Here is an 18,412-nt window from a genome sequence, read left to right as displayed (position 1 = left end):
AGTAAAACCATCGATAAAACAGAGCAAATTATAATATAGCTGACACTACGAGTGTGCTGTTAAACTTATGTCAAATTATTGCTATTAGCTTTGTTGTTACTAACTGTGTTTGTCGCTTTGACGCAATAATATCCAAACAGGGAGCAAACCAACCAGCACGATTAGCAAACTCGGCAAAGCGGCTCGTCCCCACATGCCTTCGCTCGTCATTTCAAACACTCGTACTGCAAGCGTATCCCAGCCTTGACGCCGTGTCATCAGCGTAATGGGCATCTCTTTCATCACTTCGACAAAACCCATCAATAATGCAGTCAATACGCCAGGGCTAAGCACAGGCAGCATCACATGACGCCAGCGCTGATAAGGACTGTCGCTCAGTAATTTTGCGGCAGCCTCCTGATTGACTGTCAATCGCTGCAACTGTCTGTCAACTGGCTGAAAACTCACTGTCATAAAACGCGTCGATAGCGCCAGTAGCATAACAATGACGCTGCCAGAAAGCACTTGCTGTGAGGTGATACCAAAGGCAATCATTTGATTATCAAGCCACGCAATAGGTATAAATATCCCTACCGCCAATACAGTCCCCGGTACGACATAGCCTAAATTGGCTAAAGTGGTCATTAGCTTAGTCGATTTATCAGGATACTGCCGTTTGATCCACGCAATAATAATGGCCAAAAAAGCAATAAATAGCGTGGTCATACTAGCAATCATGAGGCTATTGGTGACAAAATCAATGTAACGTGCATCAAAATCTTGGCGAAAATTCAGTGCTGTCCAATAGATAAGCTGTAAGAAAGGAATTAAGAAGGCGACCAGAAAGATCAGCGTACACAGCAGTGTCATGGCGAATTTGGCAGGTTTGCTAGCGTCAAAGCGCTGGCTGCTACCTTGGGTCAGTGAGCTACCACGCTTCGCTTGCCAATACTGCTCAAACAATACCACAATAAAGATCACACCAATGAGCAAGGCTGCTAGCTGAGCCGCTGTGGTCAAACTAAAAAAACCAAACCATGCTTTATAAATGGCGGTAGTAAAAGTATCGACATTGAATACCGATACTGCACCAAAATCCGCTAAGGTTTCCATACTGGCTAGCAGCAAGCCACCAATGATCCACGGTAATGCTTGTGGTAGCGCCAGACGAAAAAATACACGGCTACGACTCAAACCTAGCATTTGCCCCGCTTCTATCGCTCGCCTGCCTTGCGACAAAAATGCCTGACGCGCGAGCAAATATACATAAGGATAAAACGCTAGCGATAATACCAAGCCTGCGCCCCATACATTCCTTATCGACGGTAGAGCAGTACTAATACCAGAATCGCGCAGAGCTGTCTGTAGCGGCCCACTAAAGTCAACAATGCCGATAGTGACAAATGCCAACACATAAGCAGGGATGGCAAGTGGCAACATCAATGCCCACGAAAAGAAACGCTGACCAGGGAAACGATACATACTAGTCACCCAAGCCAGAGCAGTACCAATAGTGCCTGAAACAACAGTCACCATTAGCAATAAAATCGCCGTGTTTTTGAGCACTTGCGGCAGTACATAGTCTGCCATGTGTGTCCAAATCTCTGCCACTGGCTGTGTCCACGACAGCAGCACGATTAAAATCGGTACTAGCATAAACAACGAAATCAGCCCTAAGACTGATTTCGAGATAATACGTTTACGAAGGGCATGGTCTTGGCTGACAGTCTGCTGGTCGTTAACACCGTTATTGACAGTATCGTTTTGACTAACAGACGCATCTGGCGTTGTGATCATATTATCATTACCGTGTCATACGTATAGAGACCTTGTAAGCTTATACCAACCTCAAAATCGTCATTACTTGAATAACTGATCTGTAACGACTAACCTTTGAACTTATTCTTTAAAAGCTGTTGTTTAAAAGCCGTGCTTTGAGAACTATTGTCTAAAAGTTATGGTTTTGAGATTGGTATCAGTATTACTGGCGACCCCTTATTTATAACCCGCTTTATCCATCATTTGGATAGCTTGAGTTTGTAGTTCACCGAATTTCTGTACATTGATATCATCTTTTTTGAACTCGCCCCATGATCTGAGCATGTCTGACTCATCGATACCTACTTTTACTGGGAATTCTTTGTCAGAGCTGGCATAAAGACCTTGTGCCTCATCAGATGACAACCACTCTATCAGTTTAAGCGTACCATCTGGATTGTCTGAACCTGCAACCACGCCAGCGCCTGAGATGTTTACGTGCGTACCAGTCGTATCTTGGTTTGCCCAGAATATTTTAACAGGGAAGTTTGGTTTCTCGTCCAATAGACGACCATAGTAGTAGCTATTGGCAATACCCACTTCACACTGACCAGCAGCGATAGCTTCTAACATCGCAACGTCGTCACTGAACACATCAGTCGCTAGGTTATCAACCCACCCTTTAATAACTGCTTCGGTCTTCTCTTCGCCCAAATGCTCCATCATGCTAGCGACAAGCGATTGGTTATAGACCTTTTTAGAAGTACGTAAGCATAATTTGCCTTTCCATTTTGGATCGGCTAAATCTGCATAAGTAGATAGCTGGTCAGCAGTGACTTTGCTTGGGTCATAAAAGATAGTACGTGCACGTAGTGACAGACCTGTCCACTGACCTTTTGGATCACGGTATTTTGCAGGGACGTTAGCTTCTAATACAGTAGATGATACTGGTTGTAATAGGCCTTGCTCTGCAGCCTGCCATAAGTTACCAGCATCAACGGTCAATAGCATATCAGCTGGGGTATTCTGACCTTCAGCTTTTAGACGCGCCATCAAAGGCCCAGTTTGGTCTGTAACCAGTTCAACTTTTACGCCTGTTTGCTCAGTATAGCGATCTAACAATGGCTTAATCAGCTGCTCATTACGTGATGAGTAGATAGTAATTGTCTGACCATCAGCAGTCATAGCTTCGTCAGTTGCTGCTTGCTGCTCAGCACCTGTTTCTGTTGACTCTACTTCTACGCTCTCTTCTGTGGTTGAAGAATTACTACAACCCGCCAAACCCAACATCATGCCAAATACGGCTGCAGGTAAGATAAGCTTCGTAGAGGTTAGATTAGCGCTGATAGCGTTTAATGACATGGTTTTCCCCATAGTAATGCTATAAAAAAAGTAAGACGGATGGTGAGACAAAATAACAGTGATTATAACGCTGACTTGCTAAGCGCTAGCAGTAATCAGGCCATAATATATCAAAGCAACATACTAATGGAAGTGAGATTAATTATCAATACATTTGTTTAACTGGCAAATATACCTGTGATGAGTCTTTAGCATTGATTTTTAAGAGCTATTTTTAGCGGCCCAGTTCTTTCAATAGTTTGGTCTGGCGACGCATTTTAGTGTCAATCTAAAGGAGCCATTGCCCTAAAATTGCATTGACCGCAGCTTCTGTACGTAAGATACGAGAGCCTATATGTACAGGCGTGCAACCTTGTGCCGACAGCATCTCTATCTCATAGTCAATCCAACCACCTTCAGCACCTATGCAGACTATACTCGGTAGCTCTCGTGATGGTTGTAGTTGTAAAAACTCAGAAAATGACTGCTGACTATAAGGATGCGCGACAATCGCTCGATTGTTCATTAGGCTTGCAAGTGTGTCTTCAACAAATGGCTTAAAACGTTTTTGTAGCGTAATACTAGGAACAATCGTATCGATGCTTTGTTGCAGACCTTCTAATACAAACTCGTCTATCCGCTCAAGCATTGGGCTTTGCCAATAGCTTTTTTGAGTACGATAGCTATTGATAAGAATGATATCGCGTACACCAAGCGCCGTCATATCCATGATTAAACGCCGTAGCACTTTAGGACGCGGTAACGCCAAAATGACAGTCAAATCTAATTTGGCTGGCGGCACAGTATTGAGCTGAACGTTACTTAACTGAATGCTGTCAGCGGTAATATCTTCGATAACAGCAGTACCAAGATTGCCGCCGATTTGGCCAATTTTAAGCGTATCACCGACTTTCGCGCCCAGCACTTTAGTCACATGGCTGACTTGAGACAAGGAATCGATTTTTGCTGTATCTGATGAGAAGTTTTCAGCGGGCAATAATATACAGTTCATAAGCTATCTTGGTTGGAAGACATCTCGATAGCGTCTTCAATCATCGTAAATTGACGGGTCAGTACCGCTTGCTGCTGTATCGTCATTTGCTCGCCAGCTAGCCCTGCCTGCGCGGCTAATGGCAAATTACTTAGCCAAGTCTCTAGCTGCATATAAATGCTAACAGCGTCTTCACGGTTATAAGCTGTTTTCTTACGAGAGGATTTTTTATTCGCCTTTAACTGCTCATCACTGACTATCTGTGCATCCGAACTACTTGAGCTATTTGACTCGATTGGACGATAGAAGTCATTACTTGGCTGATATACAGCGCCTACGCTAGCCAATTTGTCTATTACGCTTTGGCAAGACTGAGTGTAACCCCCCATCAGTACAGGCGTTGCCACACTTGCAGGCTCCACTGGATTATGCCCACCAATATCTACCAGCGAGCCGCCCACAAATGCTACATTTGCCAATGTATACCAAGTCATCATCTCACCCATGCTGTCTGCTAGATAGACTTGAGTGTCTGCATCAATCGCTTCCCCATCACTGCGCCGAGCCATGTTTAACCCAGTTTTTTGAATGAGATCTGCTACTGCATCAAAACGCTCAGGATGCCTAGGGACGATAACAAGCAGCGTATCTGCTAATGTGGCTTGAGACAGTAGTTGCTGCTGCAATGACAACGCTGCTGCCTCTTCGCCATCGTGAGTACTCGCAGCTACCCACACAGGACGATCTGCTATACCAAACTCTGCTCGCAGATCAGCTTTCTTACTATGAATACTGTTATCTTCTACCGCTTTGTCATTAGTTGTGGACGCATTGATTACCCACTTTAATGAGCCTGCTACGCGAATTTGGGCGCTACTAGCCCCTAGTCGCCTAAAGCGTTTAGCAGAGTCACTGTCTTGCGCAATAATTAAAGAAAGATTTTTCATCATGCTGGCGCTGACTGCACCAATTTTTTGATAGCTCTGAAAAGAAGAAGCAGATAGTCGACCATTGACTAGAATACTTGGAATACGGTGCTGGGATAATTTGGTCAAGATGTTTGCCCATAGCTCTGTTTCTACAAACAGTGCAGCGATCGGCTGCACATGCGTTAAGAAAGTCTCGATAACAGCAGGGCTGTCGACTGGCACATAACTATGACTCATCTGACCCTGAGCTATCTTTTCTGCAAAACGACTGGCGCCACGAGCAAAACCTGTCTGAGTCGTATTGGTCAACCATATCTGATAGCCATTAGCCAATAACATATCTAGTAAAGGCGCGACCGTATTGGTCTCACCTAGTGAGACTGCGTGGCACCAAATCACCCCTTTATCGCTATCAGCATTGACCACTGGACGCGGTGGATACTGCCTGCCAAAACGCTGATCGATTTCCTGCTGATAGTTTTCGTTTTTATGAGATCGACGCCATACTTGCAGACGATATAGTGGCTTTAGCAGCCCAATAAGAGACTGATAATATAAAGGTGTCTCATGTACCGCACGACTAGGCGATGATACAGGGTCAATTGGATTTGCAGAGTGGTCAGACGGGGTATTAGATGATGGCATGGAACAGCCCAAATTAGTTATGAATCAAACAATAAAAGGGTAAAGGTAAAGCGCGCCAATTCTACCTGAATTTAAGCTGTAACAATAAGCTTTTAAAAAGTTACTGAGTAAATAGTTATTAGATAATGATTGTTAGATAATGATTATTATCAATAAAGCGACTGCGATGATTGCGCCGATTAACAGCTGATAACGCTTGGTGCTATGCTGCTCTTGCTTCTGTGTGGTCAGCAGCATATCTGCTTGCTGCCATTGCTTGACCAGATTGGCCGCTTCTGCATGACCATTATCCGCTGCTTGCTCTAACCAGTATTTACCGCTATCTATATCTTGAGACACCCCTACTCCTTGATAATACATTTTACTGAGTAGACGCTGAGCACGGCTGTCGTTTTTGCTGGCGGCTTGATTAACCCAATCTACGCCAGATTTTTTTTGATTGTCACTGTCCGCTGTCAAACCTTCACCTAACAATTCATACATGGCCAAACGTAACATAGCCGCTGTATTACCATCTTCAGCAGCCGCTTGTAGTAATAGCAACGCTTTGTTTTTTGCTGCGATATGATTATCTGAAAATATAACTTGGCGACGAGGTTTGTTCTGTTTGGCAATATGCTGCTCGAACTGATCTAATACTTTGCGTGCTTGCTTATATTGCACATCACCAGTTGGTTGTGGCACCGTTATCTCATCTAACTCTACGAGCAGTTGCGTAAACATCTCTGGCGTTGATGTGTTTTTTACAGGTGACGCAGGCTTAGCCGTTGGTTGCGCTACTTTAGTCAGCTCAGGCTTTATTGAATTCTCAGACTCAGGAGGCACTACGTTTGCTTGGTTATGCTCAGCTCCTATCGATACTTCCTCTGGCTTGTTAAGAGGAGCATTTAATTGGATAGTACCGATATGCGTATTTAAATCTGCGCTCGGAACGATGCTTTCAGTGACTTGATGAGTGGTTGCTTTATGCGTTGTTACTTTATCCGCTGTTAATTCAGGCACTGAATGAACATCGTTGCTTAAAGTAGTTGGTAGTTTAAGGCTAACCGCTTGATATAACCCACTCTCTACTTGCCCGCCTTGTACTGGGTCAAACTGCCGATCAATATGACCAAAAAGACGCAGCCCTATTGGCTCTAGCGCAAAAAATAAGCGCTCTTTAACCACGCTATCATTATCATAACCGACTGCCATATGCTGATAAAAATCATCGGTGATCAATGACAACTCAGGGTAACGTTTACGCAGCTCAAACTGACCATACCAATGTGGCTTGCTCTGCCACTGCTGTGCCAATACGCGACCTGCATAAAACGCCAAAAACACCATAAAGTTGCGATAGTGCTCATCGATCAGCAGCGTCGCCTCTTCCCATATACCGCTCTTGATCATATCTCGGCGTACTTGAGACAATAGCGTGTCGATACGCTGTAAACTCTCAAGCGACTCATCTAACGTACAAGCACGCAGCTCAGTTTCGTAGGCGATACCGCCCGCAATAGGACGCCCAACTAAGAAATCTTGCCAGTAGCCTTCTGCAATATAGTCCAGTGGCGTTAAAGGGGATGCAGACATAGACGGGAGTGACCTCTTTGCAGATAAATAAACCAAAAAAGTATAGGCTATAAAAGTGCTGCTATTACTAAGATAATAGAGCGATACTGGTAGATTACCTTACCCTAAAAACTCGAGTGCTACAATAAAGGACTGAACAAGCGCACGACATTATCAAACAAGCGTTTTGATCCGTGACGCTGTTGCCACTCATCACTATCCAAGATTCGGCAGTTTTCTAAATAGACTTTCTGACAGTCCGCTACTTGGGCGACCATTTCTGGCGTATAAATCGCCAAACTGACTTCCATATTTAAATAAAAGCTGCGCATATCAATATTGACGGTGCCAAATAAACAGTAGTCATCATCGATAACCACTGTTTTTGCGTGTAGCAAACCACCTCTAAACAATGCGATCGTTACCCCTGCATCCAACAACTCTTGATAATAAGCCTGAGAAGCATGCTGTACCAAAAATGAATCCACCTTTTCAGGAACAATAATCGTCACCTCAACGCCGCGCTTAGCCGCTATCGTCAGCGCACCCGATAGGGACTCATCAGGGACAAAATAAGGTGTGGTAATGCGAATGCGCTTATTGGCACGATGAATCACAGAAACTAACGTATTGTAAATCACATGAGCCGTTAGCTGCGGTGCTGAAGGTATTAGCTGCGCCAAGACTTTGTCCACGACAGGCATCTTTGGTACGACAATCGAGGTGGCGCCTATATCTGGCTGCTCATGATCATCAATCGTATCCGCCAATACCTTCACGCGGCTATTTAGATCATTGATGGTCGGATGCATCACATATAACTTACGAGTATAGTTATTAACCCGTTGATGCAGCTCGGCAAGATTGTCATTACTTTCAGCACCAATATCGGTAACAACCACTTTAGCCATCGCTGTATTGATACTAATCGAGTGCTGGCTAGTCGTTCGTAGCGCCACATCAATCCATTGACCAACGTTTTTATTTTGCTTAAAAAACCTTGGATCAACCAGATTGAAGCTGCCGATATAGCCAATATGTTCATCGATAACCACCATTTTACGATGATTGCGCAAATCAGAACGTTTAAATAGCGTCTTAAACAGTCCTACTGGCAATGACTGATGGACATAAACCCCTGCTTTTTCTAATTTGCGGTGCACGCTACTATTAATAAAGCTAAAGCTGCCCACACTATCAGCCAATATATGACACTCTACGCCGCGCTGAGCCGCTACAGACAGCGCCTCTATAACTTCTAACACCTGTCCTTTTGGATAGACAATATAAAACTCCATAAGGACAATACGCTGGGCGGCATGAATATCTTCAATCAAACGCTGAAAAATAGAAGCAGGATCCGTCAACAGCTGCATTTGGTGATTGGGAAATACACCAAACCCGGTCCAGCGCGTTCCTATTTGGCTAACACCGCGGTAGTTGGCTGGTAATAAGTCCTGCCCTTTATCAAAAATCAGATGCTCACGCCTTGCCATATCGTTCATCAAGATGCTGGCTTGATCTACGCGTTCACGATAGCGTCGTCCAATCATCGGCTCACCGAGCAGGATGTACGCCACAAAACCAAATATTGGCAACGTGTAAAGCACAGCCACCCAAGCGATAGACACGCCAATATTGCGCTGCACAGAAACCACTCGCAGCGTCATTACTATCATAAGTACAATATGCAGCACCAGACCTAGACCCGCTAAGTCTCCCCAGGTCCAGCTAGTAAAAGTATCTTTAATAGTAAAAGTGTTTATATTGGCCTCCATCAACCGTGTTCAACGAATAAAACATCCATAGTATAGTAGCTTTTCACCTCTAAACAACAAATAATGATAATAAGTGTGTTTTTAGAAATGCTATATAATACATGGCTTTGAGTGCTATTTTTGATAGATTACAAGTCCGGTTTATAATTATTTTCTAAAAATATTAAAATAATATTTGACACCCAACTGTAAATCTATATAATACACACCCACAGCAACGGAGCTTAGTGACAAACTTAAGAGCTCAGTTGATGTTGAATAAATTGCTTAGCAATTGTTCGAAGGGTGATTAGCTCAGTTGGTAGAGCGTCTGCCTTACACGCAGAATGTCGGCGGTTCGAATCCGTCATCACCCACCACTTCTTAGCAAGTGGCTAAACAAGCTAAGAGACCTAAGCAGCGGTAGTTCAGTTGGTTAGAATACCGGCCTGTCACGCCGGGGGTCGCGGGTTCGAGTCCCGTCCGCTGCGCCATATTTAAAACGAATTTAAACTTTCAAGTTTAAGCAAGTTTCGCCTCAAGCATTAGATTGTTTGAGGTTTTTTTGTGTCTGCATATTCTACTTAGACATTGTTTATATAGCTACTATGCTATCTAACACTTCTTAACTGGCATACAAATATTTCAGTGCTATGGACGTTGACTTATTCGGCTCACACTAGCGATTAACGCTACCATCACTACACCCATAATAATCAGAATACCAGACATCATATGCGCCGCCTCATAGTTGAGCGCTTCTACCTGCTCATATATAGCAATCGATACCACCTTAGTTTCGCCTGAGATGCTGCCGCCTATCATCAGTACAACCCCAAACTCTCCAATGGTATGAGCAAAGCTTACCAAACTACCCAAAATAATACCCACCCGCGCTTGCGGTAAAGCCACTTTCATAAACCGTCGCATACGACTGGGCTCTAAGAGATGAGCGACTTCCGTGACACTTTGCGGAATCCGCAAAAACTGTGCATAGACAGGCTGTATATAAAAAGGCAATGAGTAAATAATAGAACCAATGACCAGACCTTCAAAGGTAAAAATCAGCGGGCTAATATTATGTTCGCTCAACCATTTACCGATACCCACACTAGGACTGAGCAGTAACAGTAGATAAAAACCAATCACGGTAGGTGGTAGCACCAGAGGCATCGCAATGATGCCCATGAGCAGTACCTTAAGACGTCCTATTGCTTTTATACGGCTCGGCTTAGCCAACCAATAAGCGATAGGCGTTGCAAATAGCAATAGACATAAGGTAGTCACGCAAGCGAGCTTAATGCTCACCCAAAATGGACTGAGCATGTCTGACATAAGAGACTGGTCGATCATATAATGTCACTGCTCGTTCTATGATGAGAGGGGTTAGGGTCTGTTGAACATTCAAGCAACCCTAGTCTAACGTATTACTGGACGGCCAGATAGCCTACTTGTAAGAAGTGTTGCTGCCCTGCTTTTGAGCGCAGGTAGTCGGTGAAGTCTGCTGCTGGGGCGGTGTTATTGATAATTATGCCATCTTGTAAGATAGCTGGATAAGACGCTGGCAATAAGGTAATAAACTGCTCAGGCTTGGCTTTAATCGCAACAAGCTGAGACTGTGCTACAAACCCATAGTCCACACTACCCGTATACGCATATTGAAACGCTTGACCGATATTCTCTGACTGTATCAAGCTTTTTTGAGCATTTAACTTATCGTACATATTTTGTGATTGCAGATAGGCTTTGGCAGACGCACCATAAGGCGCAAGGTCAGGGTTCGCAATAGCTACCTTGCTGTCCTGAGTAAAGTCAGCACTGGTAAACACATCACCTAGCGATGTTGGCGTAAAATCGTTTAAAGGTTTGCTGACACTATAGAGCGCTAACTGTCCTCTGGTATATGTAAAGGGCTTAGTTAGTTTACGCTCTTTACTAGTAACATCAGCTGAATTTTCATCAGCCAATTTAGCAGGAAAATCTTGATTGGCAGACAAGAATATATCATACGGTGCCCCTGCTTTGATTTGCGCATATAACTTACCAGAAGAGGCATAAGTAACTTCAATATCTGAGATACCTGAAATATTTTGGGCAGATGAGCTATTATCAGCCTGATAGCTATCAATGATATGAGGGAGTACATCAGATAAGTTAGCAGCCGCAGCAATACGCAATGTATGAGATTGCTCAGTAGTATCAGTAAGCGTCGTATTAGCGTCTTTGTCTTGCGTACAAGCACTTAGTGACAATAGCAGACAAGCAGATACACAGACAGTAACTAATGACTTAACCATTATTGCTAAGCCATTTAGACGAGTCGTCTTCGTAGTATTCTTGCTTCCACACAGGAATATCCGCTTTGATGGTATCTAATATCCAGCGACAAGCATCAAATGCTGGATAACGATGCGCTGACACTACCCCAACCCATACAGCCACGTCGCCAATTTCTAATGCACCGATACGATGTATCGCAATAGCATGGGTAATTTCAAAACGCTTTTTGGCTTCTTCTATAATGGCGCGACCTTGATTGATGGCCAAATCCTCATACCCATAATAGGTAAGACGATCAACGCTCGTAGCGTTATTATGATTACGCACTCGCCCTTCAAAACAAACAAACGCGCCGCAGCTGTCATTATCTAAAGTACTTTTTAGCCTATCTTCGTCAATCGCAATATCTAGTAGCGCAAAACCATCACGCTCAGCGATAAGGTAAGCTTCGTCAGCACTACGTTTGATAGTCATGGAATGATCGTGAACGTTGTCGGTCATTTTTCTTCTCTATTTATTATTTTCTCTTTATCGCAACTGAATAGCCACTGACAAAATGAACACTAGTAAACGCTTATCTAACCACCAGCGACTGGCGTGATGAAAACCACGCTATCACCATCATTTATCTGGTCAGTCCATTTAGCAAAGTAGTCATTTACTGCAACGCGTAACTCCGACTGCGGACGGCTAAAGCGATGCTTTTGACTAAGTTGTTCGTATAGTTCAGTCAATGACGTATCCTGCTGTACGCTTACTGTCTCTTGTTGACAATTGGCCTCGTCAGCCAAACTGGCAAAATACATGACATTAATATTCATCGTTGATTCGATATTAGTTGTCATATCGATAGCACTCATAAACCTCTCCATCTTATGCAAGCTTCCTTGCTTGGCATTTAGCATATCTTTATTGATTGACTAATTAATTGATGACGCACTCTACAATTTCGTCACTTTAAGCATGACTATAGTCTGACTTACCACCTGTCTTTTTGACCAGATGAATATCATCTATAACGATGTCATGCGATAGCGCTTTAGTCATATCATAGATAGTTAAGCAGGCAACGCTGACCGCTGTTAACGCTTCCATCTCAACCCCTGTCTTATGCGTAACCTTGACCACCGCACTAACCGTGATACTGTTGAGCGCGTCATTGTACTCAAAGCTTAAGCCTATCTTGTCTAGCGGTAGTGGATGACAAAGCGGTATAAGATCATGAGTGCGTTTGGCCGCCATGATACCAGCGATATGAGCTGTTTGCGTGATGCTGCCTTTTTTGGTCATTCCATCAGCCGCTTTAATCTGCGCATAAATTTTACTGGGAAAGCGTACTTGTCCAGTGGCATTGGCTTCTCGCGTCGTTGCTGTCTTACCACTGACATCGACCATGGTAATATCACCATCACTATCTAAGTGAGATAAAGTAGATTGCTGATTTATCTGAACGCTGTCATTCATTTATATAACCTTTCTTATGTGATATTTTTCTTATTTTGGTAGAGCAACATATGCCTGCTTAAAATCTTCAGGCGTATTAAAGTTGGTCAACTTTTGCCACTCTTTGTTAAATGGTACGGCTTGCACCAATGGCTGAATAAACTGCATCACTCTACGCTGACTGTTATCTATATAGGCCTTCAAATCAGGCTCGATACTTAGCTGATACAGGCTTAACAATGGATATAAGTGACTGTCATCTTTCAAGCAAATTACTTTTTTATCGGCAGCAAGGCTCATTTCACATTGTAATTTTTGCCACAAGTCAGTTGCTGGTATTAAGCTATCGCAGCTAATAACCAGTAACCATAATGCTTGTACGTTTTGTGATACGCCTGAATCATTCAAATCGCTCAATGTTTGTAAGGCTGATTCGATAGCCACCAATGCGCCGCCAGTTTTGATCTGCTCATCATACTTATTAGAGTCAACATCAGCACCATAATCAGCAATATGAATAACAGGCGCATTAGGTTTTTCTGAATGGACATCTAAGCCCGTTTGAAAGTCGCGACCATTATCTGCAATCAATATAGGAACCTTTAGCTTGCTCGCATGACGAACATGATAGTCTAGCAGCTGCTCACCTGACGGTAGTGTCAGCATCGCTTTAGCCGTTCCCATGCGCTTGGATGCCCCACCTGCCAAGATAACCACACCTGCCAAACCATCCAGATTATTTGAGCAATCTGTTACTACGCTATTACCTTTCAGATTTGATTGTATATCACTCATAGCTCAATTATTTATAACTCAATCATGGCTGGGGTTTTGTGCCAAAAAATGCGGCACAAAATTGCATGGACGAGTACGACTATCAAACTGATCTTTTAAGATATTTTCCCAACCAGTACGGCAAGCACCAGAAGAGCCTGGTAGACAGAATATACCCGTACCATTGGCCATACCAGCAACTGCTCGTGATTGTACGGTAGACATACCGATTTCATCTTTTGAGATTAAACGGAACATTTCACCAAAACCATCAATTGATTTATCAAACAGCACACTCACAGCTTCTGGCATGCTATCTCTGATGAAGAACCCTGTGCCGCCAGTGGTAATAACCGCATGAACGTCTGGACTAGCAATCCAACCACTGATGACTGCGCGAATCTGGTAAATATCGTCGGTGATTAGTTGGCGATCTGCCAAATGATGCCCTGCTTCGGTCAAGCTATCTACTAAGTACTGCCCTGACGTATCTTCTGCCAGCGTACGGCTATCAGAAACGGTCAATACAGCAATATTAAGCGGTGTAAATTGTGCAGCAGGCTTACTCATAAATAATCCTTTATAGATGTCATTTTATAATTGTATTAAAAAGCAGTTGTATTAAAAAAATTTATGTAGAAAAACGATTGCACTGGAAGACAATCACTATCAGCGTCATGATTGCAGACTCAAAATTTTTTATCCGCCGATTATCGACAGATTGTGCATGATGCCACTGTTAGAGTTATGCAGATGATGATGCTCAGGCTTGATTGGCATAAAGCTATGTAAAGTGTTTACCAATCCTTGGATATCGTTTTGCTGTAAGTATGGACGGATGTCGTAGTTGCCTTGGTCAAACAGACACAAATGCACCTTGCCTTGGCTGCTTACACGCAGACGATTACAGGTATCACAGAAGTGCGCCGCATATGGGGCAATCATACCGATACGACCGACATACTCAGGGTGGCTGTACTCTACCGCTGGACCATCGGCACTACCGCGCTCATGTGGCTGCCAGCCATTTTCTAACAAGTAATCGGTGATAATATCAGACTGAGCATGCTGCGCAAAAAACAAATCGCTATTATCACTGGTCTGCATAAATTCGATAAAGCGATAGGTCACTTGTCTGTCTTTGACATAGTCGATCGCCGTGATTAAATTCTCAAAAGCAGTCTCTGCCATCAAGACACTATTTATTTTGAGTTTGATGTCAGTCGTTTCTAACAATATATCCATGTCAGCCAATATCTGCGGCAAGGTATCAAAGCCTGTCATTTTATGAAAAGTAGCAGCATCAAAACTGTCCATACTGATATTGAGCTGATCAAGTCCAGCAGCTTGCCAGTTGGCTATATGTTTACCCAATTTATAACCGTTACTGGTCATCGCAACTGTCTCAATACCGTCAGTCTGCTTAATCGTTTCGATAATTTCGACAACATCACGACGAATAGAAGGCTCACCACCTGTAATTCTAACCTTCTTGGTACCTACTTGAGCAAAGCCGCGCACCAAGGTGGCAATTTCAGAGATACTTAGCTCATCATCAGGCCGCTTACCTTGATAGCCATTTGGCAGGCAATACTCACAGCGAAAATTACAAAAGTCAGTAATAGACAGACGCAAGTAAGTCAGACGCCGTGCAAACCCATCGGTTAGCGGCTGTTGATAGTCACTCATCTGCTCAGTAGGCACGACCAAGGAAGGCTCTATGTAGCCATCAGACATTGCGGGTGCCAAGCTCGGTGAATAGAGTTGCGGACTGTCTATTTTGTGTTTGTCATCTATGTTGTCATCAATCATATGTTACTGCCATCAGTACTGCTTACTATAAGCACTACTTTGTTATTCGTATTTAGCATACCAGTGTAAGGTTATAGGGTTACTCTCTAGCTTTGTACGACCACCTTACAATAAATTGGCAAACGATGAATTAGCGATGTAGCCAAGGAAACGGTTGTACAACGACGTCATTACCAGCTGCTACGTTGCCACTGTCTTTGTCTAATACAATAAAGCAATTGGCGCGGCTCAGCTGTTTTATTCTGTGTGATTGTTGACTTGAAAAGCATTCAACTTGGTAATGACCCGCCTCATCTTGTGACAATACGCCGCGCTGAAAGTCTTTGCGGCCAGGGAACTTTTTGATGTCATTTGTGAGTTTAGCGTTGATCGTTAGCGGCATCGGCTGCTCGGACACACTCGCACCTGACATCTGCCATAATGCGGGTATCACAAACTGTAGCGCGCCCACAACTGTGGAGAGCGGATTACCCGGTAGACCAAAATACAACACGGGCTTATAGAGATTTTTATTTAACTCGCCAAATACGAAAGGCTTACCAGGTTTCATCGCCACTTTATAGTGGTTGATTTGCCCAAGCGTTTCGATCACCGTCGTCAGAAAATCATAATCGCCGACTGAGACGCCTGCTGTCGATATGAGCACATCACAGTCTTGCATGGCTTCGTTGACCGCAGCTGTCGTCTTATCCAAATCATCAGGAATGATGCCATAGTCACGAATGATTATAGGTAGATCCGACAGTAAGCTTTTGAGCGTTGGGGTGTTTGAATTATATATTTGGGCTAGATGTTCCAGCTCATCGCCAATAGCGACGAGCTCATCGCCTGTCGCGAGCACACCGACGACGAGTGGTTGAAACACGCTCACTTCGCTGATACCTAAATTTGCCAGCAAGCTGATATCGGCAGGATTAATTCGTTTTCCTATCTTTAGCACAGCTTCGCCAGACTCAACCTCTTCGCCTTGCGCACGGATATTATCGTTGGTTTCGGCCGTTTGCGTGAGAGTGATGCTGTACGGCTGAGTCTTATCAATAGTCGCTTTGATATCAGCAAAGTTGGTATTCTCTTGCATGATGACCGTATCACAACAGTCAGGGACGACCGCGCCAGTAAAAATACGCACACCCTGCCCTGCTACTGTCTCACCAGCATAGGCACTGCCTGCTTGAGACTCACCAATGATTTCAATCGTCTTGCCTTCTGACAGCTCACTTCCTTTTGCAATGGCATAACCATCCATAGCAGATAGATTCTGTCTTGGCACATCAAAAGGTGATGCAATATCTTGCGCGAGTATGTGGTTACGGCTGTCTAATAGATCACAGATATTGACGGCTCTTTTGTGCAGCGGAAAATCCACATCATTATAATCATTGATACGCAGCTTTATTGCCGCTTGTAATTCTTCCATAGTAATCATAAAGGTATGCTCTTTTGATCGTTCTCATTATTTGTGATTGAATCTTTATTATTAAAAGCTGTCCTTAGAGTCTATCATTCACAGTATCGATTTTTTTGTATTAACCTTGTTCTGATAAGTTTTGAAGATTGCGAGATCAAGCCAACTCAAATATTTGATGATTATCACAATATTTATTCATTCAATAAATTTCAGCAAAATCAGACATAGCCTGAGGCAAAAAAAGCACCTTGGCAAGGTGCTTTTTGTAGAGCAAGGTAACATGCTTAATTGATGATTAATGACTGATTTATAATAGCTAAAAGCGATTATGAATCGTGACCTTCATACGGTGTATAAATACCGTCAGCTTACCTCACCAGCCAGCCAATGAAAAGGCGCTATTTTGAGTGATGAATCCATCTGGCGTTTGCCCATTATCCGCCTGCCAGCGCTGAAATGCCATACGAGTATTGGTGCCCACGATACCATCAGCACCTTTGGTATCGTAACCCATACTCGTCAGACGGCGCTGTAAGTTGGCCACTTGCGTGGTTGATAACGGACGCTCATAGCGGGGCCATGATTTTCGCAGACCACTTTGTCCATCAATCGTTTTGCCCAATAGGCTCACCCCTAGCGCATAACTCGACGAGTTATTGTAAACCTTGATAACATCAAAGTTTGGGCTTAGCAGCAATACGGGACCATCTTTACCAGCTGGCAACCAAAGCTCCATCTGAGTATTGGCATCTAAATAGACGTCATCTATCGTATCGACACCCATCGCCGCCCATCTGGCTGCAGGTTGCTTACTCCCCATCAGTGAATAATCAAACGAAGCAGGTACAGTCGCCTCATAAAAAGGTGCTAGACCGCGCACCCAGCCTGAGTTGCTCAGATAGTTGGCAGTAGAAGCGAGTGCATCACCTGTGGCCCAAGGGTTACGGTGACCGTTGCCATCACCATCAACGCCTTGCTTGAGCCAAGTCTCAGGAATAAACTGCGTTTGTCCCATGCCGCCTGCCCAAGAACCATCTAATTGCGACCATGATACGTCACCACGTTGTAGTAAGGTCGCTAACGATAGCAACTGCGTTTCAGCGAACTCTTGACGACGACCATCATAAGCAAGGCTGGCAAGCGAACTTGGCAAATCATTATTGCCCGTCACAGCGCCATACGATGACTCCATACCCCATATCGCAGCGATAATCTCTGCATTAACCCCATATTGAGACTCTAGCTGAGACAAGTAAGCGCGCTGTTCGGCAAATTTGCGCTTCCCTACACTGACGCGTCCACTTGATACCGCAGAATCTACGTATTCCCACGGCATCTTAGAAAACTCGGGCTGACCTGAATCTAATGAGATGACTTGCTGATTTAGATAAGCAGAATCGAGCAATCGACCAATAACTTGGGCATCATAGCCTGACGATATGGCCCGCATAGAAAAGTCTGACTTCCAATCAGAAAAGCTACTATAGCTAGGCTTTGGCGCAGGCTGCGGTTTTACGACTGGTGCAGGTGTTGGTTTGACCTGAACGGTTTGGGTTTGAGTAATCTCAACGCCGCCTTGACGAACAGGCTTACTTTGCATTGCCTGCTGGCTTGTACACCCGACCATCACTAATGCTGGCATAAGGGTGAGGTATTGCTTTTTTAATCTCATAAAAAATCTCAAACATGAATAAATAAAATGGCTCACAGTGGCCAAGCTATCCGTAGCTATTATTTAAAT

16 protein-coding genes and 2 tRNA genes are annotated in these 18,412 nt (G+C 43.9%); 2 read left to right on the top strand and 16 right to left on the bottom strand.

The window, feature by feature from the left end:
- Nucleotides 1–99: 99 nt before the first annotated feature.
- The 6 genes from CXF62_RS10800 to CXF62_RS10775 all read right to left on the bottom strand — a co-directional run bounded on the left by CXF62_RS10800 (nt 100) and on the right by CXF62_RS10775 (nt 8,975).
- On the bottom strand, nt 100–1,776 hold the full coding sequence (locus tag CXF62_RS10800) for an ABC transporter permease (RefSeq protein ID WP_102094347.1): 1,677 nt from the start codon (nt 1,774–1,776) through the stop codon (nt 100–102).
- Nucleotides 1,777–1,974: 198 nt separating this feature from the next.
- Nucleotides 1,975–3,099 (bottom strand): extracellular solute-binding protein, encoded by a 1,125-nt coding sequence (locus CXF62_RS10795; protein WP_102094346.1) that lies wholly within the window; start codon nt 3,097–3,099, stop codon nt 1,975–1,977.
- A 268-nt stretch (nt 3,100–3,367) separates the two neighbouring features.
- Nucleotides 3,368–4,090, bottom strand: a complete 723-nt coding sequence (locus CXF62_RS10790; protein WP_102094345.1) for a 16S rRNA (uracil(1498)-N(3))-methyltransferase — start codon at nt 4,088–4,090, stop codon at nt 3,368–3,370.
- On the bottom strand, nt 4,087–5,643 hold the full coding sequence (locus tag CXF62_RS10785; RefSeq protein WP_102094344.1) for a 3-deoxy-D-manno-octulosonic acid transferase: 1,557 nt from the start codon (nt 5,641–5,643) through the stop codon (nt 4,087–4,089). The genes CXF62_RS10790 and CXF62_RS10785 overlap by 4 nt, the downstream gene beginning before the upstream one ends.
- Before the next feature lie 132 nt (nt 5,644–5,775).
- Entirely contained in the window at nt 5,776–7,218 is a 1,443-nt protein-coding gene (locus CXF62_RS10780; RefSeq protein WP_102094343.1) for a tetratricopeptide repeat protein, read from the bottom strand.
- A gap of 119 nt (nt 7,219–7,337) precedes the next feature.
- Nucleotides 7,338–8,975: a cardiolipin synthase gene (locus CXF62_RS10775; RefSeq protein WP_102094342.1), complete on the bottom strand. Its 1,638-nt coding sequence runs from the start codon at nt 8,973–8,975 to the stop codon at nt 7,338–7,340.
- Between the two features lie 283 nt (nt 8,976–9,258).
- Between CXF62_RS10775 and CXF62_RS10770 the strand changes: the two genes are divergently transcribed.
- A tRNA-Val gene (locus CXF62_RS10770) sits at nt 9,259–9,334 on the top strand.
- Between the two features lie 37 nt (nt 9,335–9,371).
- Nucleotides 9,372–9,448 (top strand) — tRNA-Asp (locus CXF62_RS10765).
- A 157-nt stretch (nt 9,449–9,605) separates the two neighbouring features.
- Here CXF62_RS10765 and modB read toward each other — a convergent pair.
- The 10 genes from modB to CXF62_RS10715 all read right to left on the bottom strand — a co-directional run bounded on the left by modB (nt 9,606) and on the right by CXF62_RS10715 (nt 18,343).
- Nucleotides 9,606–10,307: a molybdate ABC transporter permease subunit gene (modB, locus tag CXF62_RS10760; protein WP_057759074.1), complete on the bottom strand. Its 702-nt coding sequence runs from the start codon at nt 10,305–10,307 to the stop codon at nt 9,606–9,608.
- 74 nt (nt 10,308–10,381) lie between these two features.
- Nucleotides 10,382–11,251, bottom strand: a complete 870-nt coding sequence (modA, locus tag CXF62_RS10755; RefSeq protein WP_102094341.1) for a molybdate ABC transporter substrate-binding protein — start codon at nt 11,249–11,251, stop codon at nt 10,382–10,384.
- Entirely contained in the window at nt 11,244–11,735 is a 492-nt protein-coding gene (locus tag CXF62_RS10750; protein WP_102094340.1) for a molybdenum cofactor biosynthesis protein MoaE, read from the bottom strand. Before CXF62_RS10750 ends, modA begins: the two co-directional genes overlap by 8 nt.
- 77 nt (nt 11,736–11,812) lie before the next feature.
- The gene (locus CXF62_RS10745; RefSeq protein ID WP_057759069.1) at nt 11,813–12,094 is read right to left on the bottom strand and encodes a MoaD/ThiS family protein; all 282 of its coding nucleotides are present in this window, start codon (nt 12,092–12,094) and stop codon (nt 11,813–11,815) included.
- A gap of 97 nt (nt 12,095–12,191) precedes the next feature.
- Nucleotides 12,192–12,698: a cyclic pyranopterin monophosphate synthase MoaC gene (gene moaC / locus CXF62_RS10740; protein WP_102094339.1), complete on the bottom strand. Its 507-nt coding sequence runs from the start codon at nt 12,696–12,698 to the stop codon at nt 12,192–12,194.
- A 30-nt stretch (nt 12,699–12,728) separates the two neighbouring features.
- Nucleotides 12,729–13,472 (bottom strand): molybdenum cofactor guanylyltransferase, encoded by a 744-nt coding sequence (gene mobA, locus CXF62_RS10735; protein ID WP_102094338.1) that lies wholly within the window; start codon nt 13,470–13,472, stop codon nt 12,729–12,731.
- A gap of 18 nt (nt 13,473–13,490) precedes the next feature.
- The gene (gene moaB, locus CXF62_RS10730; protein ID WP_102078147.1) at nt 13,491–14,021 is read right to left on the bottom strand and encodes a molybdenum cofactor biosynthesis protein B; all 531 of its coding nucleotides are present in this window, start codon (nt 14,019–14,021) and stop codon (nt 13,491–13,493) included.
- Nucleotides 14,022–14,150: 129 nt separating this feature from the next.
- Nucleotides 14,151–15,188 carry a GTP 3',8-cyclase MoaA gene (gene moaA, locus CXF62_RS10725; protein WP_416220491.1) on the bottom strand — a complete coding sequence of 346 codons (1,038 nt, stop codon included), beginning with the start codon at nt 15,186–15,188 and terminating at the stop codon, nt 14,151–14,153.
- Between the two features lie 205 nt (nt 15,189–15,393).
- A complete protein-coding gene (gene glp / locus CXF62_RS10720) occupies nt 15,394–16,689 on the bottom strand; it encodes a molybdopterin molybdotransferase MoeA (protein WP_102094336.1) in 1,296 nt (431 codons plus the stop codon).
- A gap of 355 nt (nt 16,690–17,044) precedes the next feature.
- Complete coding sequence (locus CXF62_RS10715) at nt 17,045–18,343, bottom strand: lytic murein transglycosylase (RefSeq protein WP_102094335.1); 1,299 nt, start codon at nt 18,341–18,343, stop codon at nt 17,045–17,047.
- Nucleotides 18,344–18,412: the final 69 nt, after the last annotated feature.

This window comes from Psychrobacter sp. MES7-P7E, assembly GCF_002863645.1.
Lineage (GTDB): Bacteria > Pseudomonadota > Gammaproteobacteria > Pseudomonadales > Moraxellaceae > Psychrobacter.
This window is presented reverse-complemented; position numbering and strand designations above follow the sequence as displayed.

Bases quoted from the DNA above. Each gene is read 5' to 3' on its own strand.
- CXF62_RS10800 (WP_102094347.1), bottom strand. From the start codon at position 1,776: ATGATCACAACGCCAGATGCGTCTGTTAGTCAAAACGATACTGTCAAT.
- CXF62_RS10795 (WP_102094346.1), bottom strand. From the start codon at position 3,099: ATGTCATTAAACGCTATCAGCGCTAATCTAACCTCTACGAAGCTTATC.
- CXF62_RS10790 (WP_102094345.1), bottom strand. From the start codon at position 4,090: ATGAACTGTATATTATTGCCCGCTGAAAACTTCTCATCAGATACAGCA.
- CXF62_RS10785 (WP_102094344.1), bottom strand. From the start codon at position 5,643: ATGCCATCATCTAATACCCCGTCTGACCACTCTGCAAATCCAATTGAC.
- CXF62_RS10780 (WP_102094343.1), bottom strand. From the start codon at position 7,218: ATGTCTGCATCCCCTTTAACGCCACTGGACTATATTGCAGAAGGCTAC.
- CXF62_RS10775 (WP_102094342.1), bottom strand. From the start codon at position 8,975: ATGGAGGCCAATATAAACACTTTTACTATTAAAGATACTTTTACTAGC.
- modB (WP_057759074.1), bottom strand. From the start codon at position 10,307: ATGATCGACCAGTCTCTTATGTCAGACATGCTCAGTCCATTTTGGGTG.
- modA (WP_102094341.1), bottom strand. From the start codon at position 11,251: ATGGTTAAGTCATTAGTTACTGTCTGTGTATCTGCTTGTCTGCTATTG.
- CXF62_RS10750 (WP_102094340.1), bottom strand. From the start codon at position 11,735: ATGACCGACAACGTTCACGATCATTCCATGACTATCAAACGTAGTGCT.
- CXF62_RS10745 (WP_057759069.1), bottom strand. From the start codon at position 12,094: ATGAGTGCTATCGATATGACAACTAATATCGAATCAACGATGAATATT.
- moaC (WP_102094339.1), bottom strand. From the start codon at position 12,698: ATGAATGACAGCGTTCAGATAAATCAGCAATCTACTTTATCTCACTTA.
- mobA (WP_102094338.1), bottom strand. From the start codon at position 13,472: ATGAGTGATATACAATCAAATCTGAAAGGTAATAGCGTAGTAACAGAT.
- moaB (WP_102078147.1), bottom strand. From the start codon at position 14,021: ATGAGTAAGCCTGCTGCACAATTTACACCGCTTAATATTGCTGTATTG.
- moaA (WP_416220491.1), bottom strand. From the start codon at position 15,188: ATGTCTGATGGCTACATAGAGCCTTCCTTGGTCGTGCCTACTGAGCAG.
- glp (WP_102094336.1), bottom strand. From the start codon at position 16,689: ATGATTACTATGGAAGAATTACAAGCGGCAATAAAGCTGCGTATCAAT.
- CXF62_RS10715 (WP_102094335.1), bottom strand. From the start codon at position 18,343: ATGAGATTAAAAAAGCAATACCTCACCCTTATGCCAGCATTAGTGATG.